Here is a 16,841-nt window from a genome sequence, read left to right as displayed (position 1 = left end):
GGGCAGGCCGGCCCGCAGCGGGTGAAGAGCGGTCGGCACCTGTCAGGCAAACGGCGCCGCAGGTATTGTTTGGTCCTGCCGGGCCGCGTATGTGCCGTTCGTATTTCCGCGAAGGTCATTATTCGGGCACGTATTGGCGCGCCCCGCAATCGGCTGGGCCGCGAGCCGCCTCTGGCCCGATCGTCGAACGTACGCTTTCTCGCGATTGCCGCCGTGAATGGCCGCTCAGCAGGCGAGCCCCGGATGAGATACCTTCGCGCAGTGGCCGATTCGGCGGCGCATCGATCGCCGGCCCTGAACGTCGAACGAACCGGGCCGCCTTCCCGGTTCTCCGTTTTCAGTTCACCTTGGGTGCGCGTCCTAAAACCGCGACGAGAGAGGATCTGCAAGCATGACCAAGAATATCGGGATCGTGCTCTTCGACGGTGTGGAAGAGCTGGACGCGATCGGCCCATGGGAAGTCTGGTCGTCGTGGGCCCACCACTTTCCCCGTGATGGCTACACAGTGTCGTGTCTGTCGCCCTCTGGTGGCGTGGTGAGCTGCGCCAAGGGCTTGACGGTGCAAGCTCACCATTCCTTCGACAACGCGCCGCGACTTGACGTGCTTTTACATCCGGGTGGACAAGGCGTGCGCCCGCTCGCGCAGGACAATGCTTGGTTGGATTGGGTCCGGCGTCAGCGCGCTGCAGTGCCGCTGATGACCAGCGTGTGCACCGGCTCCCTGGTGTACGCCGCCGCCGGGCTGCTCTCGCACCGTCCGGCCACCACCCACTGGGCCTCGCTCGACTTGCTGAGCACCCTGGATCCGACCATCGATATCCGGCGTGAGGAACGCTTTGTCGACGACGGTGACATCGTCACTGCCTCGGGGGTCTCCGCGGGAATCGATATGGCCTTGCACCTCGTCCGCCGGCTCGCCGGTGTCGAGCGTGCCCGCGAAGTCCGCCGCTTAATCCAGTACGACCCGGCACCCCCCGTTTAGCACTCGATCGCAGCCCGTAGGCCGAAGTCGTCCAGCGCTGCACCCACCACCTCGGCGAGTGCAGATTTCGTGTTGGTCCTGCCGGGTTCCCACGACGCGACGCTGAACCACACCCTGTCGCGAAGCGACGCCGCCGACACCAGCAGGTGCCCGCCCAACCGCTCCAAAATCGCTGACGTGATTCCGGCTTCACCCCCGCGGATACCGAAGAAGTCCGCTTCGGTACCGTCGGGCCGGTTTACCTCAGGCGGCATCTCGCCCATGTTGGTGCAGCCCACGCGTCTGCTCAAATTGAACGCCCATTTTTCTACATGGCGAACAACCACCCTGGGGGTGAAGGGAATCAACGCCAATGGCGCCTCTAACACATCGCCGGCTTCCGCAAGTTCGACGAAGGCCTGCTTTAGCGCCCCGCGAAGCCCGGTTAGGTTCTGCGTGACCTCGTTTGCGTTCGCACGCACGGGAATAACCGTGTGCGAATTGGCTCGCGTGTCCCCGTCAGTGTGATCGCTCACCGCCACCGACAACACAACGCTTCCTTCGTGGTTGGTTCGGCCAAGTCGATAGCCGAGCCGAGTGGAGAAACCGGCGAACAGCACGTTGCGTGTTCCGCCCAGCGCTGTCGCGCGCTCATCCCAATCTCGAGCGTCTACGTAGCCGTAAACCCTTGGTACTACCAGCCGCTCCCCTCGTACCGCCGACGACGACGCCGGCGTAGTCGACCTCGCCGACGTCGATAGGTCGTCCGGCTCTTCGCGGGCAAGACGCGCGCCCCCTGCGATGGCCGCCGGTAGCTTCAGCGCTGAGCGGGCGGTGACCGCGATGTCCTGCCGAAGCGCTCGTCGACGACTACGCGCCCGGGGTGGCGGGAATCCGAAATCTCGGCGGACGCCGTTGACCGCATCGACGATGGCCAGCATCCCCGCCACGGCGTCACCCGTGGTGTGTGAAACGGCCAGCGACACCGCGGCACCGCCGCCGATGAGAGGCTGGACCCCGAAGTGCCAGGGCGGCCCCAGTTCTGGATCGATGGCGACGAAGGACCGCTCGTCGACCCAGTCCCACACTTCGTCGCGGCGCCGCTGCGCGACCGCGATGTCGAGGTCGGCGGATCCGCCGTAAGACACCCACCGATGCCTGCCAAAAGGCAACGGCGAGCGTTCGATCAGTCGAGTCACCAGAGTGTGCCGAAGGTTGCGCTGGAACCTGCGCAAACCCTCGAGGTCGACACCTTTTTCGTAGATCCAGATGTACTGGATGACATGTCCTCTACCCAGCGCACGAACGAACAGAAAGTAGCTCTGGTCCATGTAAGTCAACGTGTTGTCGATTGGAGTGCTCATGCGGGCCCTTCTTCGGAGCAGATCCAACGCCACGGCAGACAACTCGTGCCGACGAGGCGCGGCCCTCAATGTACAGTCTCACGCCGGCTCTTCGATATGCAGCGAGACTCTCGAATTCGCCGGGAACTAAATGTCAATCGCGGACGACTAATACGCATGGGCAACCATGGGGAGTCGACGCTGACCGACAAACCAGGGGGGTGGACAAGGAGAGATTTCTGGTGCAGTTCATCACTAGATCCGACGAACGAGCGGGTATTGAAGTGCACCACTTCGATCCGGCAATGGCGAGCAGCGATGACATCCGGCTGCTTCGACACCACATCTACACCGACAAAATCGTCACCCTCAAAGCTCAAGACCTGAAGCCGGCCGCGTTCGTCGAACTCGGGCATCATTTTGGAACGCCGGTTTCATACTACGAACCGATGTACCATCATCCGGAAAACGGCCTCATCTTCGTCTCCTCCAACCTCACTCGGCCCCAGGGACCGATCGGTGTGCCGAGGACCGGCGGATTCTGGCATGCCGATTACCAATTCATGCCGCAACCGTTCGCATTCACCCTCTTCTATCCGCAGAAATTGCCGGCCGGTACCCGAGGCACCCGCTTCATCAACATGGCCCGCGCCTACGAACGACTCACTCCGCGACTCAAGGAAGCCATCGCCGACACCTTCAGCAAGCACAGCGCTCGGCGCTACGTCAAGATCAGACCTTCGGACGTGCACCGACCCATCGGTGAGGTCCAGGCCGAGATCGAGCGGGTCACACCGCCGCAAACCTGGCCGACGGTGCTAGTCCACCCGGTCACGCGCGAACGGATTCTCTACATATCGGAGGCCTTCACGTACGCCATCGAAGACTCGCAGGGCACCGCGCTTCCTACCTCGTTGCTCTACGAACTCCTCGATTCCTCAGGGCAACTCGACGAATCCTACGAACACCCGAACATCTTCGTGCAGACCTACGAGTCTGGCGATCTCGTGCTGTGGGACAACCGGAGTCTCATCCACCGCGCCTTGCACAATCCGACCAACGAGCCTACGGAGTCCTACCGCGTGACCGTCACCGACGAATACCCGCTCGGCGCCGAGGTCGCAGCATGATGCATACATCGCCAGCCGACATCGACGAATTCTTGCAAGACGACACCGTGCTGCTCAATCGCACCATGACCCCGTATACAGGCAAGGACACCGTCTACCTCCAGCGGGCGACGGTGTTGCGCCGCGGCGAGATCATAGTCGGTGCAGGTGATCTGGGGTTCGATCATTCCTGCTATATCGAGGAAACCGGACACTTCAACGCGGTCGAGTTCGTCATCTCGTACAACCAGCTCATCTACTACACGCTCGCGGCCTCGGTTCGCGACAAACTCATCCCCGAGCTGAGCTGTTGGACGATGGACGACTATTGGCAACGGCAGCTGCCCTCAGTGCTGATCAGCAAGATGAGTACCCGATTCCGGCAACCGATTAATTCCCGGTGTTATCGCGGGGTACTTGAGATCACCGGCATCGAATTCCGCAACCGGTCTCGCCCGCTGTTGGCACTCCAGACCACGATCGAGTTCACCGACGACGACGGTGGGAGCGCTACCGGGGAACTCGAAATTGTGTTAGTCGATCTGCCCGCGAATTCATAATGGCCGCAGACCATTTCGACCTCATCTCTACTCTTGAGCAGAACCTGCGCCGCGGCGGCGACCGCACCGCCTTGATCTTCGGATCGACGCGGGTATCCTTCGCCGAACTCGCCCGGCGATCGACCGCGGCGTCCCGGGCACTTGCGACTGCCGGCGTCGGTCCCGGCGACCGAGTCGTCCACGTGGCCGCTGACTCACCGGCACTGTACGAGTTACTGTATGGCTGCGCACGTCTCGGCGCCGTCGTGGTTCCGGTCAACTGGCGCTTGGCAGCCGACGAGATCGATTACATCATCGGCCACGCCGGGGCTCGGGTGCTGATCACCGACCGGACCGACCTGACGGCCGAAATCGTGGTCGGTGTGGACAGTTACGCCGCATGGCGTGACCGGTCGGGTACTGCGGAGCTACCCGAGGTCGTTGTCGATCGCGACACCCCGGTCGTGCAGATGTACACTAGCGGGACGACGGGCCGGCCCAAAGGCGTTGTGCTGGCTCATCGGACCTTCATCGCGGTGCGCGAACTTTTGGACGCTGCCGGCTTGGATTGGATCGATTGGCAGGACGGCGACGTCAGTCTGATTGCGCTACCCGGGTTCCACATCGGCGGTATGTGGTGGGCGACGCAGGCCCTCAACAAGGGTATACCGAGCGTCGTGATCCCACGCTTCAAGGCAACCGCCGCCATTGCGGCGATCCGCGACAACGGTGTGACCGTAAGCTGTTTCGTTCCTGCGATGCTGCTCATGATGTTGTCCGAGGCCGGCCTGACCGAGTCGGACTTCGCCACGGTTCGCAAGATCGTCTACGGGGGCTCTCCCATCGGCCCAGACCTGCTTTCCCAAGCGCTCGAGACGTTCGGCTGCGACTTCGCGCAGATCTACGGTCTGACCGAGACAGGAAACACCGCGATATGCCTCCCGCCGAGCGAACACCTGCCGGGCCGGGCCCGTCTGCATGCCGCAGGCCGGCCCTATCCTGGCGTAGAAGTCGCCGTCTGCGGTCCCAACGGGACCGAGCTTCCGCCTGGAAGCTGCGGTGAAGTCTATCTCCGCAGCCCGGCGCAGATGCTCGAGTACTTCGGCAACCCGACCGCCACCGCGGAGACCATTGTCGACGGCTGGATTCGCACGGGTGACGTGGGATATTTGGATGAAGACGGCTTTTTGGTGATCCGGGACCGCGTCAAAGATCTGATCATCGTCACCGGCGAAAACGTCTATCCCGCAGAGATCGAGAAAGCCATTAACGGTCACCCCGCGGTCCACGACAGCGCAGTGGTGGGCGCGCCGGATATCCAGCGGGGCGAATGCATTCACGCGTTCGTCGTTGCCAAGCCGGATAAAGACCTGCAGATCGACGACCTAGCGCAGTTTCTGGCTCAGCGGCTCGCCCGTTTCAAGGTTCCGGCCACGTTTCACGTCACCGAGGGAATCCCGCGGAACCCCAGCGGGAAGATCCTGCGCCGCGAACTGCGGGAGCAGTTCTGGGCTGGAACAGGACGTCAGGTCAATTGATCAACCGCTGGGTCGACCATCTTGGCTGCGGCGCCCTCACGAGAAGCTTCGCGGTATTGGTCAGGTGGAATACCGATCCGGCGAATGAAGCCGCGGCGCATGGTCTCCGATGTTCCGAAGCCACACCGCTCGGCAATGGCGACCACAGCATCGTCAGTCTCCTCGTGCTGACGGCGGGCAGATTCGGTGCGGACGCGTTCGACATAAGCGCCAGGGGCCTCACCGACCTCGTTGGTGAATACCCGGGTGAAGTGTCGCGGGCTCATCGCCGCGCGCTGCGCCAGGTCGGAGATACTATGGGCCGCACTGGGTTCGGCTTCGACTGCTTCCTGCACGTCTCGGATGGACTGGCGGCCGGCGCGAGGCACCCACAGAGGCGCAGCAAATTGTAACTGACCACCCGGCCCACGCAGATACAGCACCAACCAGCGCGCGACAGCCTGGGCGACCTCGGTACCGTAGTCGTCCTCGACAAGCGCAAGCGAGAGGTCAATGCCCGCTGTCACCCCTGCCGCCGTCCATACCGAGTCTGAGCTGCGCACGAAGATCGGCTCCGGATCGACGGTGATGGCGGGAAACTCGCGGGCCAACTGATCGGCAAACGCCCAGTGTGTCGTCACACGACAGCCGTCGAGGAGACCCGCCGCAGCAGCCAGAAACGCACCGGTGCACACGCTGACCACACGACGAAAGTTAGCGCCGCAGATTTGATCCAGGAGATGTTGCCAGGATCTTGCCTGGCGGGGTCGACACCAGAACCGCAGGGCAACACCAGCGTGTCGACCGCACGCGGCTCGGGCATCGCTTCCGCAACGAAAGCCAGGCTGGTGGAAGTAGCTACCGGCTGGCCGTCCTGCGATACCACGCTGACGCGATACCCGCCGCCGGTGAGCAGCGCTGCACCGGTGAACACGTCATGCGGACCGACGATGCCCAATCCCTGCACACCGGGAAATCCCAGAATCACCACCGACCGAGCTTCGGAACCACCAAGGACGGACGGCGACGACATCATGCAGGACACGCATCTCTCAATGGGTCATGGCTATCGCGCGACGCTCGTCGGCTGGGCTCCGGTTTCGGACCGACGTAGTGCGGGGCGCCGGAAGCCGCCCGGTCGCAACGTGGCGGGCAGCCAGTCGGGCGGGGCGTCGGGTGCGCGGTCGAACGGGCCGCCCACCGGATCGTCCACCCGCCCGCCCCAGCGCACCAGATCCTCATCAGGCCGGTAGATCTGCCGAACTACCAAGGCGCACAGCACCACGACGGCGATGTCGCGCAGCAACACCGTCGCGGTGAAGAACTGCTCCGGCAGCGAACGATTCGGGTTGCCATACAGGAAGTACATCCGCGGCACCCACACCACCGCGTCAATGGTCATCCACGCCAGCAGTACCCGCCGATGCGGCACGGCCAACACCGCCAGCGGCACCAGCCAGAGGGAGAACTGCGGGCTCCACACCTTGTTGGTCAACAGAAACGCTGCCACCGCCAAGAACACCAGCTGGGCCACCCGCGGCCGCTGCGGAGCGGTGAACGCCACGCAAGTGATTGCAGCGCAACATATTACGAACGACACAGCGACGACGGTGTTCAGGGTCGTGGGCGGCTCCCAGAAGCCCAGCTTGGGATCGAACCCGCGCCACCCGGTGAATGACTTCACCACGTTGTACAGCGAGTCCATGTCGTCACCGCGCCGGGTGTTGAGGCGGAAGAACTCCGACCAGCCCCGCGGAAAGAGCAGCAGCACAGGCAGATTCACCGCCAACCAGGTTGCCAAGGCCACGCCCGCCGTGCGGGCCAGCGCGCCGAGTCGCCCGGTTCGGATGCCGAGCACCAGCATCGGGCCCAGGAACAGCAGGGGATACAGCTTGGCGGCGGCGCCCAGCCCGATCAGCACACCTGCCAGGACGGGTTTGCGCCGCGCCCACGCCAGCAGTCCGCCCATCGCGAATGCCGTTGCCAGCGCGTCGAAGTTGGTGAAGATCTGAAAGATCACCAGTGGCGAAGCGGCCACCAGGGCGGCGTCCCAGATTCGGCGACCCGCCAGGCCGGCGGTCGCCCATACCGTCGCCAACCACGCCAGCGCCAGACCGAAGGCGGCGACATCGAAGAACACCACCACCTCGGCGATCACCGGCAGGGCGACCAGCTTGCTCACCGCGGTGTAAGTCTTGGCCACCGCCATCGCGACGTACTGATACACGCCGGTCAGCACCGGATACTCCATGTAGCGCACGGCGGGCTTGCCGTCGTAGCGCAGCTGCGGCGCCCCGCTGGAGTCGGTCTCGATCCAGCTGGACTTGTAGGGAAACTTGCCTTGGCTCAGCAACTCCGCGCCGTACAGCGGCACGGTGTCGGAATAGCACAACTCGTAGTAGGCGCGTTGGTTCTCCCAGTTGGCGACCCGCTGATCCGCCGTGCCGGTGCCGGTGGTCTGCAGGCAGGCCGCCTTGGTCGACCACCCGAGCGCCAGGAACACCAACGCGATCAGGAACATCACCCGCACCGGCGTCAGTAACCGGGCCCGGCCGATCAGTGCGTGCCGTCCCACCGGCCCACCGATGACGTCCGCCAGCGCGGCGCCCAACGAGTCGGTGTGGCTGGGGCAGTCGCGGTTGCCGACACTGCGCAAGTCGGCCGCCAGCGGCCGCGGCGAAATGGTCGGGCTGCGCTGATCGGTTTCGGTCACGGTGGTGGTTGCCCGAACGGCGGGGCCGCGGGTCCTGCCGGCACCGGCGACGGCGGGCCTCCCGGCGGCGGGGGTGGCGCGTTGGTGATGGTCGTCGGCGGCCCGACCGGAATCGTGATGCCCGGCGCCACCTCGATCGTGGGCTGAATGACGGTCTCCGACGGCGGCGGCGGCGGCGGGGGCGGCGGCGGGGGCGGGGCGACGGGCACGCCCGCGTAGCCACCGATCTCGCTCGGCTTGGGGAAGGTCTCGTTGCTGCTGCCCTTCAAGGCACCGTCCATCGTCGACTTCCAGATGTCCGACGGCAGTCCCGATCCGTAAACCTCAGCGCCCGAAGCGTTTACCAGCGGCACGTTGTCCTGGACGGTTCCCACCCACACCGCCGTCGACAGCGACGGCGTGTAGCCGACCATCCAGGCGTCCTTGTTGGCGGTGGTGTCCCCGAGCTGGACCGTCCCGGTCTTGGCCGCCGACGGCCGGCCGCCGGCCAGCGCGTGGCCGCGCGAGTAGGCGGCAATCGGTTCCATTGCCGCAGTCGTGTTGTCGGCGACGCCCTTGTCGATGCGCTGCTCGCCCTTTTCCTTATCGGAATTCGCGGCGTCGAACAGCACCTGGCCGTCGGCGTTGACCACCTTCTGCACCAGGTGCGGCGGGTGGTAGACGCCCGATGCGGCCAGCGTCGCGTACGCCGAGGCCATGTCGATCGGCCGGGTTTGGTACTGCCCCAACACAATCCCGTTGTTGGGCGGTCCGCCCTTGCCGTCCTCGGACAGCGTGTACGGCACGCCCGGGAAGCTGGATGCCACACCGGCCTGGTGCGCCGCATCGGCGACGGCCTGCGGCCCGTTCTTGAGCTTGAGCATCAGCCGGTAGTACGCCGTGTTCAGCGACATCTTGAGCGCTTGGGCGATGTTGCAAGTCCCGCAGTTTTCGCCGTCGACGTTGGTGATCTTGATGCCGTCGACGGTCAGCGGCGAGCTGTCCACCTGATACCCCAGGCCGATGCCCTGCTGCAGCGCGGCCACCAACGCGAACACCTTGAACGACGACCCGGTCTGTAACCCCGCCTGCGCGAAGTCAAATCCGTTGGCATCCGAACCGCCGTAGTAGGCGCGGATGGCGCCGTCGTGCGGGTCGACCGAGACGACGGCGGCGCGCATGTCGGGGTCTTGCCCGTCAAGGTATTTCGAGACGCCCTTCTCCGCGGCCTGCTGGGCCTTCGGATCGATCGTGGTGGTGATCTGCAGCCCCTGGGTGTTCAGGGTCTGCTCGTCGATGTTGAACAGCTCCATCAGCTCATTGGTGACCTGACGCTGGATCAGGCCGTTAGGCCCGGAGGTCTGGTTCTGCGCGCGGGCCTCATCGGGCGGCACCGTCGGGGGAAACACCTGGGCCGCGCGATCACCGGACGACAACGCCTTGGTTTCCACCATGCCGTCGAGCACCCAGCTCCACCGCGCCTCGGCGCCCTTCGGGTCCACCGCCGGATCCAGCGAGGAGGGCCGGCGGATCAGCGCCGCCAGCAGCGCCCCCTCGGACACGTTGAGCTGCTCGACGGGTTTGTTGAAGTACGCCTTCGACGCGGCCGAGATCCCGTAGGCGCCGCGGCCGAAATAGATGATGTTCAAATAAGCCTGCAGCACATCATCTTTGGACCACTCGCCCGACATCTTGGTGGCGATGACGAGTTCCTTGGCCTTGCGCATCAGTCCGGCCAACCCGTGCTGGGCCGAACCGACCAGCGCGTTCTTCACGTATTGCTGGGTGATCGTCGATCCGCCCTGCAGATCTCCGCTGCCGAACAGGTTGTTGCTCACCGCCCGCGCGAAGCCGCTGAAGTCGAACCCCGGGTTGGAGTAGAAGTTGCGGTCCTCGGCGGCGATCACCGCCTGGCGCACATGCACCGGTACCTGGCTGATGTTGATGTCGACCCGATTGCCTTCGGGGGGAATGATTTTGCCCAGCTCCGAGCCATCGCTGGCCAGGATCGTGGACACCTGATTGGTGCGGATGTTGCCCGGCTTGGGAACGTCGACGATGAAATATGCCATTGCGAACGTGACTATCGGCAGCAGCACCAACACGGCCGCGCCGAGGTAGGCCGCTCGCCGAACCCATCGCCAGTTGATCTGCTCGATCCAGCGCTGCCAGTCCGGCCCGGGGGCGCGGTGGCTGGCCCCTCCCCCATCACCGCCGCCGGGCCCGCCCAGCGGTGGGGGTGGTGGCGGCTCATCCGGTGGGCGGCGGCCCGGGCCCTCGCGCCGCGCCGGTGTCGACCGGCTGTCCAGGGCGGCCCTTACCTCCTCGATGGCGTCGCGCTGCGGGGGGGCCGACGACGCGGCGTCCAGCGCGGCCTTGACCTCGTCGATCGGGTCGGAGCGCGCGGGGGACCGATCGTCGAGGACCGGCGGCAAGATGGTTGTCATCCGGTCATCGGGACGCACCTCGCGACGGTGACCGGGCCCGGGACGCGGTTCCCGGCGCACACCTTCGTCGGTGCGGTCGGAGCGTGCCTGTTCGCCTACGCGCTCAGTCGCGGACCCGCTCGGATCACTGGTCGACTGGTCGTGGCGCCCTTCGTTATTCAATGGCCGTGCGGGCGCCGTTGCGCGCCGTCCGCGTGCCCCTCGGCGGGGGCGCCGGCCGTGCCGCGCCGAGCACGTACGACTTGACCAGGTGGTTCCAGCTGCAGGTCCGGCAGACCTCGACCACATGGACGGAGAACTCCGCGAACCGGGTCGCCAGCATGACCAATTCCTCGGCCGTCCGCGCCGAACCCGACACCGCGCCCAGGTGATCGCCGAACACCCATGACACCAGCGTGAGCTGTTCCTTTCGGCAGATGGGGCACATCACCTGGCTGGATTTCCCGTGAAACTTCGCTGCGCGCAGCAGATACGGATTGGCGTCGCACACCTCGGACACACCAGTGCGGCCCGAGTACACCTCGGCCAGCAGTGAGCGCCGCCGAAGCGCATAGTCCACTACCTGTCGCTGCAGTCGCACGTTGACCAGAGTACGACGCCGCCCGCACTGTCGATACGCAAGCAAGGCCGTCGCCGTTGCGCAGCACCGGACTTCTGCGATCGTCTCCGCGGCGAAACGGCTCGGGGCACCGCTTGGTGGTGGTCACCGTCTAACGGGCGGTTCTGCCGTCTTAACGGGCCGGTGACTGGCCCTTTTCCCGCTGACCGCAGCGCCTTGTCGGCGTGGCAAATGGCGTGCCAACATCCGGTGGTGTTGTGGCGAATATATCGAGACGATACGATTACGCGAGGCGTCGGGCCGTCGTAACTCACTATGCAAAAGGGGGTGTCTTGATGCTGGAGCTCGCCATCCTGGGTCTCCTTATCGAGTCGCCGATGCATGGATACGAGTTGCGCAAGCGGCTGACCGGCCTACTCGGCGCATTCCGAGCCTTTTCCTACGGTTCGCTGTACCCAGCGCTGCGCCGCATGCAGGCGGACGGGTTGATTGCCGAGAACGCCGCACCGGCCGGCACGCCGGTACGGCGGGCCCGTCGCGTCTACGAACTGACCGACGCCGGCCGCCGGCGCTTCGGTGAGTTGGTGGCCGACACGGGCCCACACAACTACACCGACGACGGTTTCGGTGTTCACCTGGCGTTCTTCAATCGCACTCCGGCCGAGGCCCGGATGCGGATCCTGGAGGGCCGCCGCCGCCAGGTAGAGGAACGCCGGGAAGGCCTGCGTGAAGCCGTGGCGCGGGCCAGCAATTCGTTCGACCGCTATACCCGGCAGCTCCACCAGCTCGGGCTCGAGTCCAGCGAGCGAGAAGTGAAGTGGCTCAACGAGCTCATCGCCGCGGAACGGGCAGCGCCCGGCTTGTCCGAGCAGACGTAGACCCCTCGCACGAAATCAGCACCACCAACCAGTCCCCCGACACCGCGATAAAAGGTTATGAGGTTAGGAGAACGCCCTATGAGTGAGCAGATCGCGCCGGAGGCGTCGACCGAGGTACGAGTCGCCATTGTCGGCGTCGGTAACTGCGCGTCTTCGCTGGTCCAGGGCGTTCAGTATTATTACGACGCCGACGAGAACAGCGCCGTGCCCGGCCTGATGCACGTGAAGTTCGGCCAGTACCACGTCCGCGACGTGAAATTCGTGGCCGCGTTCGACGTAGACGCCAAGAAGGTCGGCTTCGACCTGTCGGAGGCGATCTTCGCGTCGGAGAACAACACGATCAAGATCGCCGACGTGCCGCCCACCAACGTCACCGTGCAGCGCGGCCCGACGCTCGACGGCATCGGCAAGTACTACGCCGAGACCATCGAGATCTCCGACGCCGAGGCCGTCGACGTGGTCCAGGTGCTTAAGGAGAACAGGGTCGACGTGCTGGTGTCCTACCTGCCGGTGGGCTCCGAGGAGGCCGACAAGTTCTACGCCCAGTGCGCGATCGACGCCGGCGTGGCGTTCGTCAACGCGCTGCCGGTGTTCATCGCCTCGGACCCCGTGTGGGCCAAGAAGTTCGCCGACGCCGGCGTGCCGATCGTCGGTGACGACATCAAGAGCCAGATCGGGGCCACGATCACGCACCGCGTGATGGCCAAGCTGTTCGAGGACCGCGGCGTGCAATTGGACCGCACCATGCAGCTCAACGTCGGCGGCAACATGGACTTCCTGAACATGCTCGAGCGTGAGCGACTGGAGTCCAAGAAGATCTCCAAGACCCAGGCCGTCACGTCGAACGTGCAGCGCGAGTTCAAGACCAAGGACGTGCACATCGGCCCGTCCGACCACGTCGGCTGGCTCGACGACCGCAAGTGGGCCTACGTCCGGCTCGAGGGTCGCGCGTTCGGTGACGTGCCGCTGAACCTGGAGTACAAGCTCGAGGTGTGGGACTCACCGAACTCGGCCGGTGTCATCATCGACGCGGTGCGGGCAGCCAAGATCGCCAAGGACCGCGGCATCGGCGGCCCGGTGATCCCCGCGTCGGCCTACCTGATGAAGAGCCCGCCGCAGCAGCTGCCCGACGACATCGCTCGGACCCAGCTCGAAGAGTTCATCATCGACGCCAAGTAGTTTCGTTCCGCCCGAATGTGCGGTGAGGTCGCTTCCTGCGGCTTCACCGCACATTCGTTTTTCGGGGTGGCCGCGTTGACGGCTTCGCGTGTGCGCTGACAGCTTCGCTGTGATCGACCGCCGGCCTCGACGCGGAGGGTCGCCTGCAATCCGCGCGACGCATGATGCCGTCAGCGCGACGCCGACCAGACCGGCTGGCTGGCTGGCTGGCTGGCTGGCTGGCTGAGCCTGCCGTGGCGGACACCCGTGTGGTCGAGCACGACGAGATCATGCGCGCGCGATTTCATGGCATTCGGCGCCGATACGTCCTCTAGTGTCAGAGGTCGTGACCGACATTTCCGAGGACGAACTGGCCGCGCTGTCTGAGTTTTCGCTGCTGTCCGAGAACGCCGAGCAGGCCGGTGTCTCCGGTCCGCTGCCCGAGATCGAGCGCATCGAGACCGACACGGCACATGGCCGAATCAGCGCGCTGCGCTGGGGCGCTACCTCCCCACGAATCGTGTTCCTGCACGGCGGCGGGCAGAACGCCCACACCTGGGACACCGTCATCGTGGGCCTGGGTCAGCCGGCGCTGGCCATCGACCTGCCCGGCCACGGCCACTCCGGCTGGCGCGAGGACGGCGACTACTCCCCGCGCCACAACGCCGACGCGGTGGCTCCGGTGCTGCGGGAGCTCGCTCCGGACGCCGTGCTCGTCGTCGGCATGTCGCTGGGCGGGCTGACCGCGATCCGGGTGGGCGCCATAACACCCGAGCTGGTGCGCGAACTCGTGCTCGTCGACGTCACCCCGTCGGCGTTGCACCGGTACGCCGAGCTGACCACCGAGCAGCAGGGCACGGTCGCATTGGTCTCCGGCGAGCGCGAATTCCCCAGTTTCCAGGCGATGCTGGACCTGACCGTCGCCGCCGCCCCGCATCGCGAGGTCAAGGCCCTGCGGCGCGGCGTGTTCCACAATTCGCGCCGACTCGACAACGGTAACTGGGCGTGGCGCTACGACAACATCCGCAAAGTCCCCGACTTCGGCGACTTGTGGGAGGACGTCGACGCGCTGACCGCGCCCGTCACCCTTGTTCGCGGTGGCTCGTCGCCCTTCGTCACCGACGAGGATGCCGCCGAACTTGCCACGCGGACAACGCATTTCCGTGGGACACGGATCGTCGAGAATTCGGGGCATTCGGTGCAAAGCGACCAGCCTCTGGTGCTGATCGACCTGCTGCGCGGCGTGCTGCAGGCTCGGTGACCTAGCGGCCCGACATGACCACCAGGCCGGCCGGGCGTCCCCGGGACACCTCGATCGACGAGCGGGTGCTGGCGGTGACGCGTGAGCTGCTGGTCGAGGTGGGCTGGGACGAGCTGAGTGTGCGCCTGGTTGCGGCGCGCGCCGGGGTCGGACGATCCAGCCTGAGCCGGCGCTGGTCCTCCAAGGCGGATTTGGTGCTGCACGCGATTCTCGGTGAAAGTCCGGATCTGTCAACGTTTTCCGGGACCAACGCGACCGATTGGATCAACTGGGTCGTCGATGGCAGTCATGAACTGTTCAGCAGACCGGACGTCAGCGCGGCCTTGCCGGGGCTGTTGCTGGCCCTGCGCGAGAACGACGAGGGCCTCCGCAAGACATTGTGGGAGGAGTTCGCCGGCCCGGCGGTGCAGCTGTTCCGCGACGACGTCAACGCGACGACGCCCGACGAACGGCGCCGTGCCGACATCGACGCCCGGGCGTCGCTGGCGATGGCCGCGGGCGCCGCGTGGCTGATGACGACGATCGCCGTGGAGGACGACACCGACATGCTCCTCACCCGGATCGCGCAGATACTGACCGCCGCAGTCACCGAGCGCCGCTCGGGCTGACGCGACGGGTCCCCGACTTCCAGGGCGGCACCGCGCTATTCGTCGCCGGCACCCACGGCCTTACGGTGGGTGTATGACTTCGCCCCGCCGCCCAGACTTTCCCGTTCGCATCGGCGTCCAGCTCCAGCCTCAGCACGCCCCGCACTACCGCGAGCTGCGGGACGCCGTCCGACGCTGCGAGGACATCGGCGTCGACGTCGCGTTCACCTGGGATCACTTCTTCCCGCTGTACGGCGATCCGGACGGCCCGCACTTCGAATGCTGGACGGTGCTGGCGGCCTGGGCCGAGCAGACCTCACGGATCGAAATCGGCGCGCTGGTGACGTGCAACTCGTACCGGAATCCGGAGCTGCTCGCCGACATGGCTCGCACTGTGGATCACATCTCCGACGGCCGGCTCATCCTCGGGATCGGATCCGGCTGGAAACAAAAGGACTACGACGAATACGGCTACGAGTTCGGGACCGTGGGCAGCCGGCTGGACGACCTGGCCGCCGCGTTCCCCCGGATCACGTCGCGGCTGACCAAGCTCAACCCGGCACCCACCCGCGACATCCCGATCCTCATCGGCGGCAAAGGTCCGCGCAAGACGCTGCGACTGGTGGCCGAGTACGGCGACATCTGGCACGGATTCACCACCGTCGACAGCTATCCGGACGCGGCCGCGGTGCTGGACGAGCACTGCGCCGCCGTCGGACGGGACCCGGCCACGATCGAACGATCAGCCGGTGTCGAGGACAACAGCGGGGTGCGCCGCGGCGAAGGCGTCACTGGACTGATCGCCAACGCCGAGGGCCTCACCGCGCTCGGCGTGACGCTGCTGACCGTCGGCGTCAACGGTCCGGACTACGACCTGAGCGCCGCGGAGGCACTGTGTAGATGGCGCGACGGGCGCTGACGCGGCCATGTCGCGTTAGTCTGTCCGTCATCGCTCAAACACCTCAACGCAGACACGAAGCCATGAGAAACTTCTCAGCGCTAACTGGCCGACGCGGTTGAAAGAGACTCAGAAAAGCAGATGCCCAAGAAATACGGGGTCAAAGAGAAAGACCTGGTGGTCTCGCACATCCTCAACCTGGTGCTGACCGGCAAACTGCGCAGTGGCGACCGCGTCGACCGCAACGAAATCGCGATCGGCCTGGGCGTCAGCCGCGTCCCGATTCAAGAGGCACTGGTTCAGCTGGAACACGACGGCGTCGTGTCGACCCGGTATCACCGCGGGGCCTTCGTGGAGCGGTTCGACGCCGCGACCGTGCTCGAACATCACGAGCTCGACGGGCTTTTCAACGGCATCGCGTCGGCCCGAGCGGCGGCCGGCCCGACGCCGCGGATCCTCGGTCAACTCGATGGGCTCCTGCGTTCGCTGCGCGCCGCCAAAGACTCCCGCACCTTCGCCGAGATCGCCGACGAATACCGGCGCACCGTGAACGACGAGTATGCGGGACCGCGCCTGCACGCGGTGCTGCGCGCCTCGCAGAACCTCATCCCCCGCATGTTCTGGATGACTTACCAGAACAACCTCGACGAGATGCTGCCGTTCTACGAGGACGAGACCTCCGCAATACACCGGCGCGACCAGGAAGCGGCGCGGGCCGCATGCGTCGGCCGCTCACACCTGATGGCGCAGGCGATGCTGGCCGAACTGGTGCGACGCCGGGTGTTCAGCCCGCTCGACGACGTGCCCCGCGCGGTCGGCTCTCCGCTGCACGCGCTGCCCGGAATCGACGCCCCCCGGGGCGAGCCGGCGATCGCCCTCTGACCGAATTCAC

The 16,841-nt window shown here is 65.6% G+C and carries 14 protein-coding genes and 1 pseudogene; 10 read left to right on the top strand and 5 right to left on the bottom strand.

The window, feature by feature from the left end; translation table 11 throughout:
- Positions 1 to 391 precede the first annotated feature (391 nt).
- Positions 392 to 982 (top strand): DJ-1/PfpI family protein, encoded by a 591-nt coding sequence (locus MSG_RS00370; RefSeq protein WP_096436120.1) that lies wholly within the window; start codon positions 392 to 394, stop codon positions 980 to 982.
- Here the strand turns inward: MSG_RS00370 and MSG_RS00365 are convergent.
- Positions 979 to 2,325 carry a hypothetical protein gene (locus MSG_RS00365; RefSeq protein WP_096436118.1) on the bottom strand — a complete coding sequence of 449 codons (1,347 nt, stop codon included), beginning with the start codon at positions 2,323 to 2,325 and terminating at the stop codon, positions 979 to 981. The genes MSG_RS00370 and MSG_RS00365 overlap by 4 nt on opposite strands.
- 68 nt (positions 2,326 to 2,393) lie before the next feature.
- Here MSG_RS00365 and scoE point away from each other — a divergent pair, with 68 nt between their 5' ends.
- Genes scoE through MSG_RS00350 form a run of 3 tightly spaced genes read left to right on the top strand, consistent with a single transcriptional unit; the run spans position 2,394 to position 5,490 of the window.
- Entirely contained in the window at positions 2,394 to 3,434 is a 1,041-nt protein-coding gene (gene scoE / locus MSG_RS00360; protein ID WP_441338207.1) for a (3R)-3-[(carboxymethyl)amino]fatty acid oxygenase/decarboxylase, read from the top strand.
- Positions 3,431 to 3,973 carry an FcoT family thioesterase gene (locus MSG_RS00355; protein WP_096436116.1) on the top strand — a complete coding sequence of 181 codons (543 nt, stop codon included), beginning with the start codon at positions 3,431 to 3,433 and terminating at the stop codon, positions 3,971 to 3,973. The genes scoE and MSG_RS00355 overlap by 4 nt, the downstream gene beginning before the upstream one ends.
- Positions 3,973 to 5,490 carry a long-chain-fatty-acid--CoA ligase gene (locus MSG_RS00350; protein WP_096436114.1) on the top strand — a complete coding sequence of 506 codons (1,518 nt, stop codon included), beginning with the start codon at positions 3,973 to 3,975 and terminating at the stop codon, positions 5,488 to 5,490. The genes MSG_RS00355 and MSG_RS00350 overlap by 1 nt, the downstream gene beginning before the upstream one ends.
- Here the strand turns inward: MSG_RS00350 and MSG_RS00345 are convergent.
- The 4 genes and pseudogenes from MSG_RS00345 to MSG_RS00330 form a co-directional block, all read right to left on the bottom strand.
- A pseudogene (locus MSG_RS00345) lies at positions 5,478 to 6,502 on the bottom strand (GlxA family transcriptional regulator). The gene MSG_RS00350 and the pseudogene MSG_RS00345 overlap by 13 nt on opposite strands.
- 33 nt (positions 6,503 to 6,535) lie before the next feature.
- Complete coding sequence (locus MSG_RS00340; protein ID WP_096436112.1) at positions 6,536 to 8,182, bottom strand: glycosyltransferase family 87 protein; 1,647 nt, start codon at positions 8,180 to 8,182, stop codon at positions 6,536 to 6,538.
- Positions 8,179 to 10,770 carry a transglycosylase domain-containing protein gene (locus MSG_RS00335; RefSeq protein ID WP_373421168.1) on the bottom strand — a complete coding sequence of 864 codons (2,592 nt, stop codon included), beginning with the start codon at positions 10,768 to 10,770 and terminating at the stop codon, positions 8,179 to 8,181. Before MSG_RS00335 ends, MSG_RS00340 begins: the two co-directional genes overlap by 4 nt.
- On the bottom strand, positions 10,763 to 11,188 hold the full coding sequence (locus MSG_RS00330; protein WP_096436108.1) for a DUF5318 domain-containing protein: 426 nt from the start codon (positions 11,186 to 11,188) through the stop codon (positions 10,763 to 10,765). Before MSG_RS00330 ends, MSG_RS00335 begins: the two co-directional genes overlap by 8 nt.
- A gap of 314 nt (positions 11,189 to 11,502) precedes the next feature.
- Between MSG_RS00330 and MSG_RS00325 the strand changes: the two genes are divergently transcribed.
- The 6 genes from MSG_RS00325 (at position 11,503) to MSG_RS00300 (ending at position 16,831) form a co-directional block, all read left to right on the top strand.
- Entirely contained in the window at positions 11,503 to 12,045 is a 543-nt protein-coding gene (locus MSG_RS00325; protein ID WP_096436106.1) for a PadR family transcriptional regulator, read from the top strand.
- A gap of 78 nt (positions 12,046 to 12,123) precedes the next feature.
- Complete coding sequence (locus MSG_RS00320) at positions 12,124 to 13,224, top strand: inositol-3-phosphate synthase (RefSeq protein ID WP_096436104.1); 1,101 nt, start codon at positions 12,124 to 12,126, stop codon at positions 13,222 to 13,224.
- Between the two features lie 325 nt (positions 13,225 to 13,549).
- Positions 13,550 to 14,464 carry an alpha/beta fold hydrolase gene (locus tag MSG_RS00315; RefSeq protein WP_096443857.1) on the top strand — a complete coding sequence of 305 codons (915 nt, stop codon included), beginning with the start codon at positions 13,550 to 13,552 and terminating at the stop codon, positions 14,462 to 14,464.
- Positions 14,465 to 14,478: 14 nt separating this feature from the next.
- A complete protein-coding gene (locus MSG_RS00310; RefSeq protein ID WP_096436102.1) occupies positions 14,479 to 15,072 on the top strand; it encodes a TetR family transcriptional regulator in 594 nt (197 codons plus the stop codon).
- 73 nt (positions 15,073 to 15,145) lie between these two features.
- Positions 15,146 to 15,970 carry an LLM class F420-dependent oxidoreductase gene (locus tag MSG_RS00305; protein WP_096436100.1) on the top strand — a complete coding sequence of 275 codons (825 nt, stop codon included), beginning with the start codon at positions 15,146 to 15,148 and terminating at the stop codon, positions 15,968 to 15,970.
- 120 nt (positions 15,971 to 16,090) lie between these two features.
- Positions 16,091 to 16,831, top strand: coding sequence for a GntR family transcriptional regulator (locus MSG_RS00300; protein ID WP_096436098.1), 741 nt, complete (start codon positions 16,091 to 16,093; stop codon positions 16,829 to 16,831).
- The last annotated feature ends 10 nt before the right edge of the window (positions 16,832 to 16,841 follow it).

This window comes from Mycobacterium shigaense (genome assembly GCF_002356315.1).
Taxonomy (GTDB): Bacteria; Actinomycetota; Actinomycetes; order Mycobacteriales; family Mycobacteriaceae; genus Mycobacterium; species Mycobacterium shigaense.
Note: the sequence above shows the minus strand (reverse complement) of the source record. Positions and strands in the feature narration are given on the sequence as shown.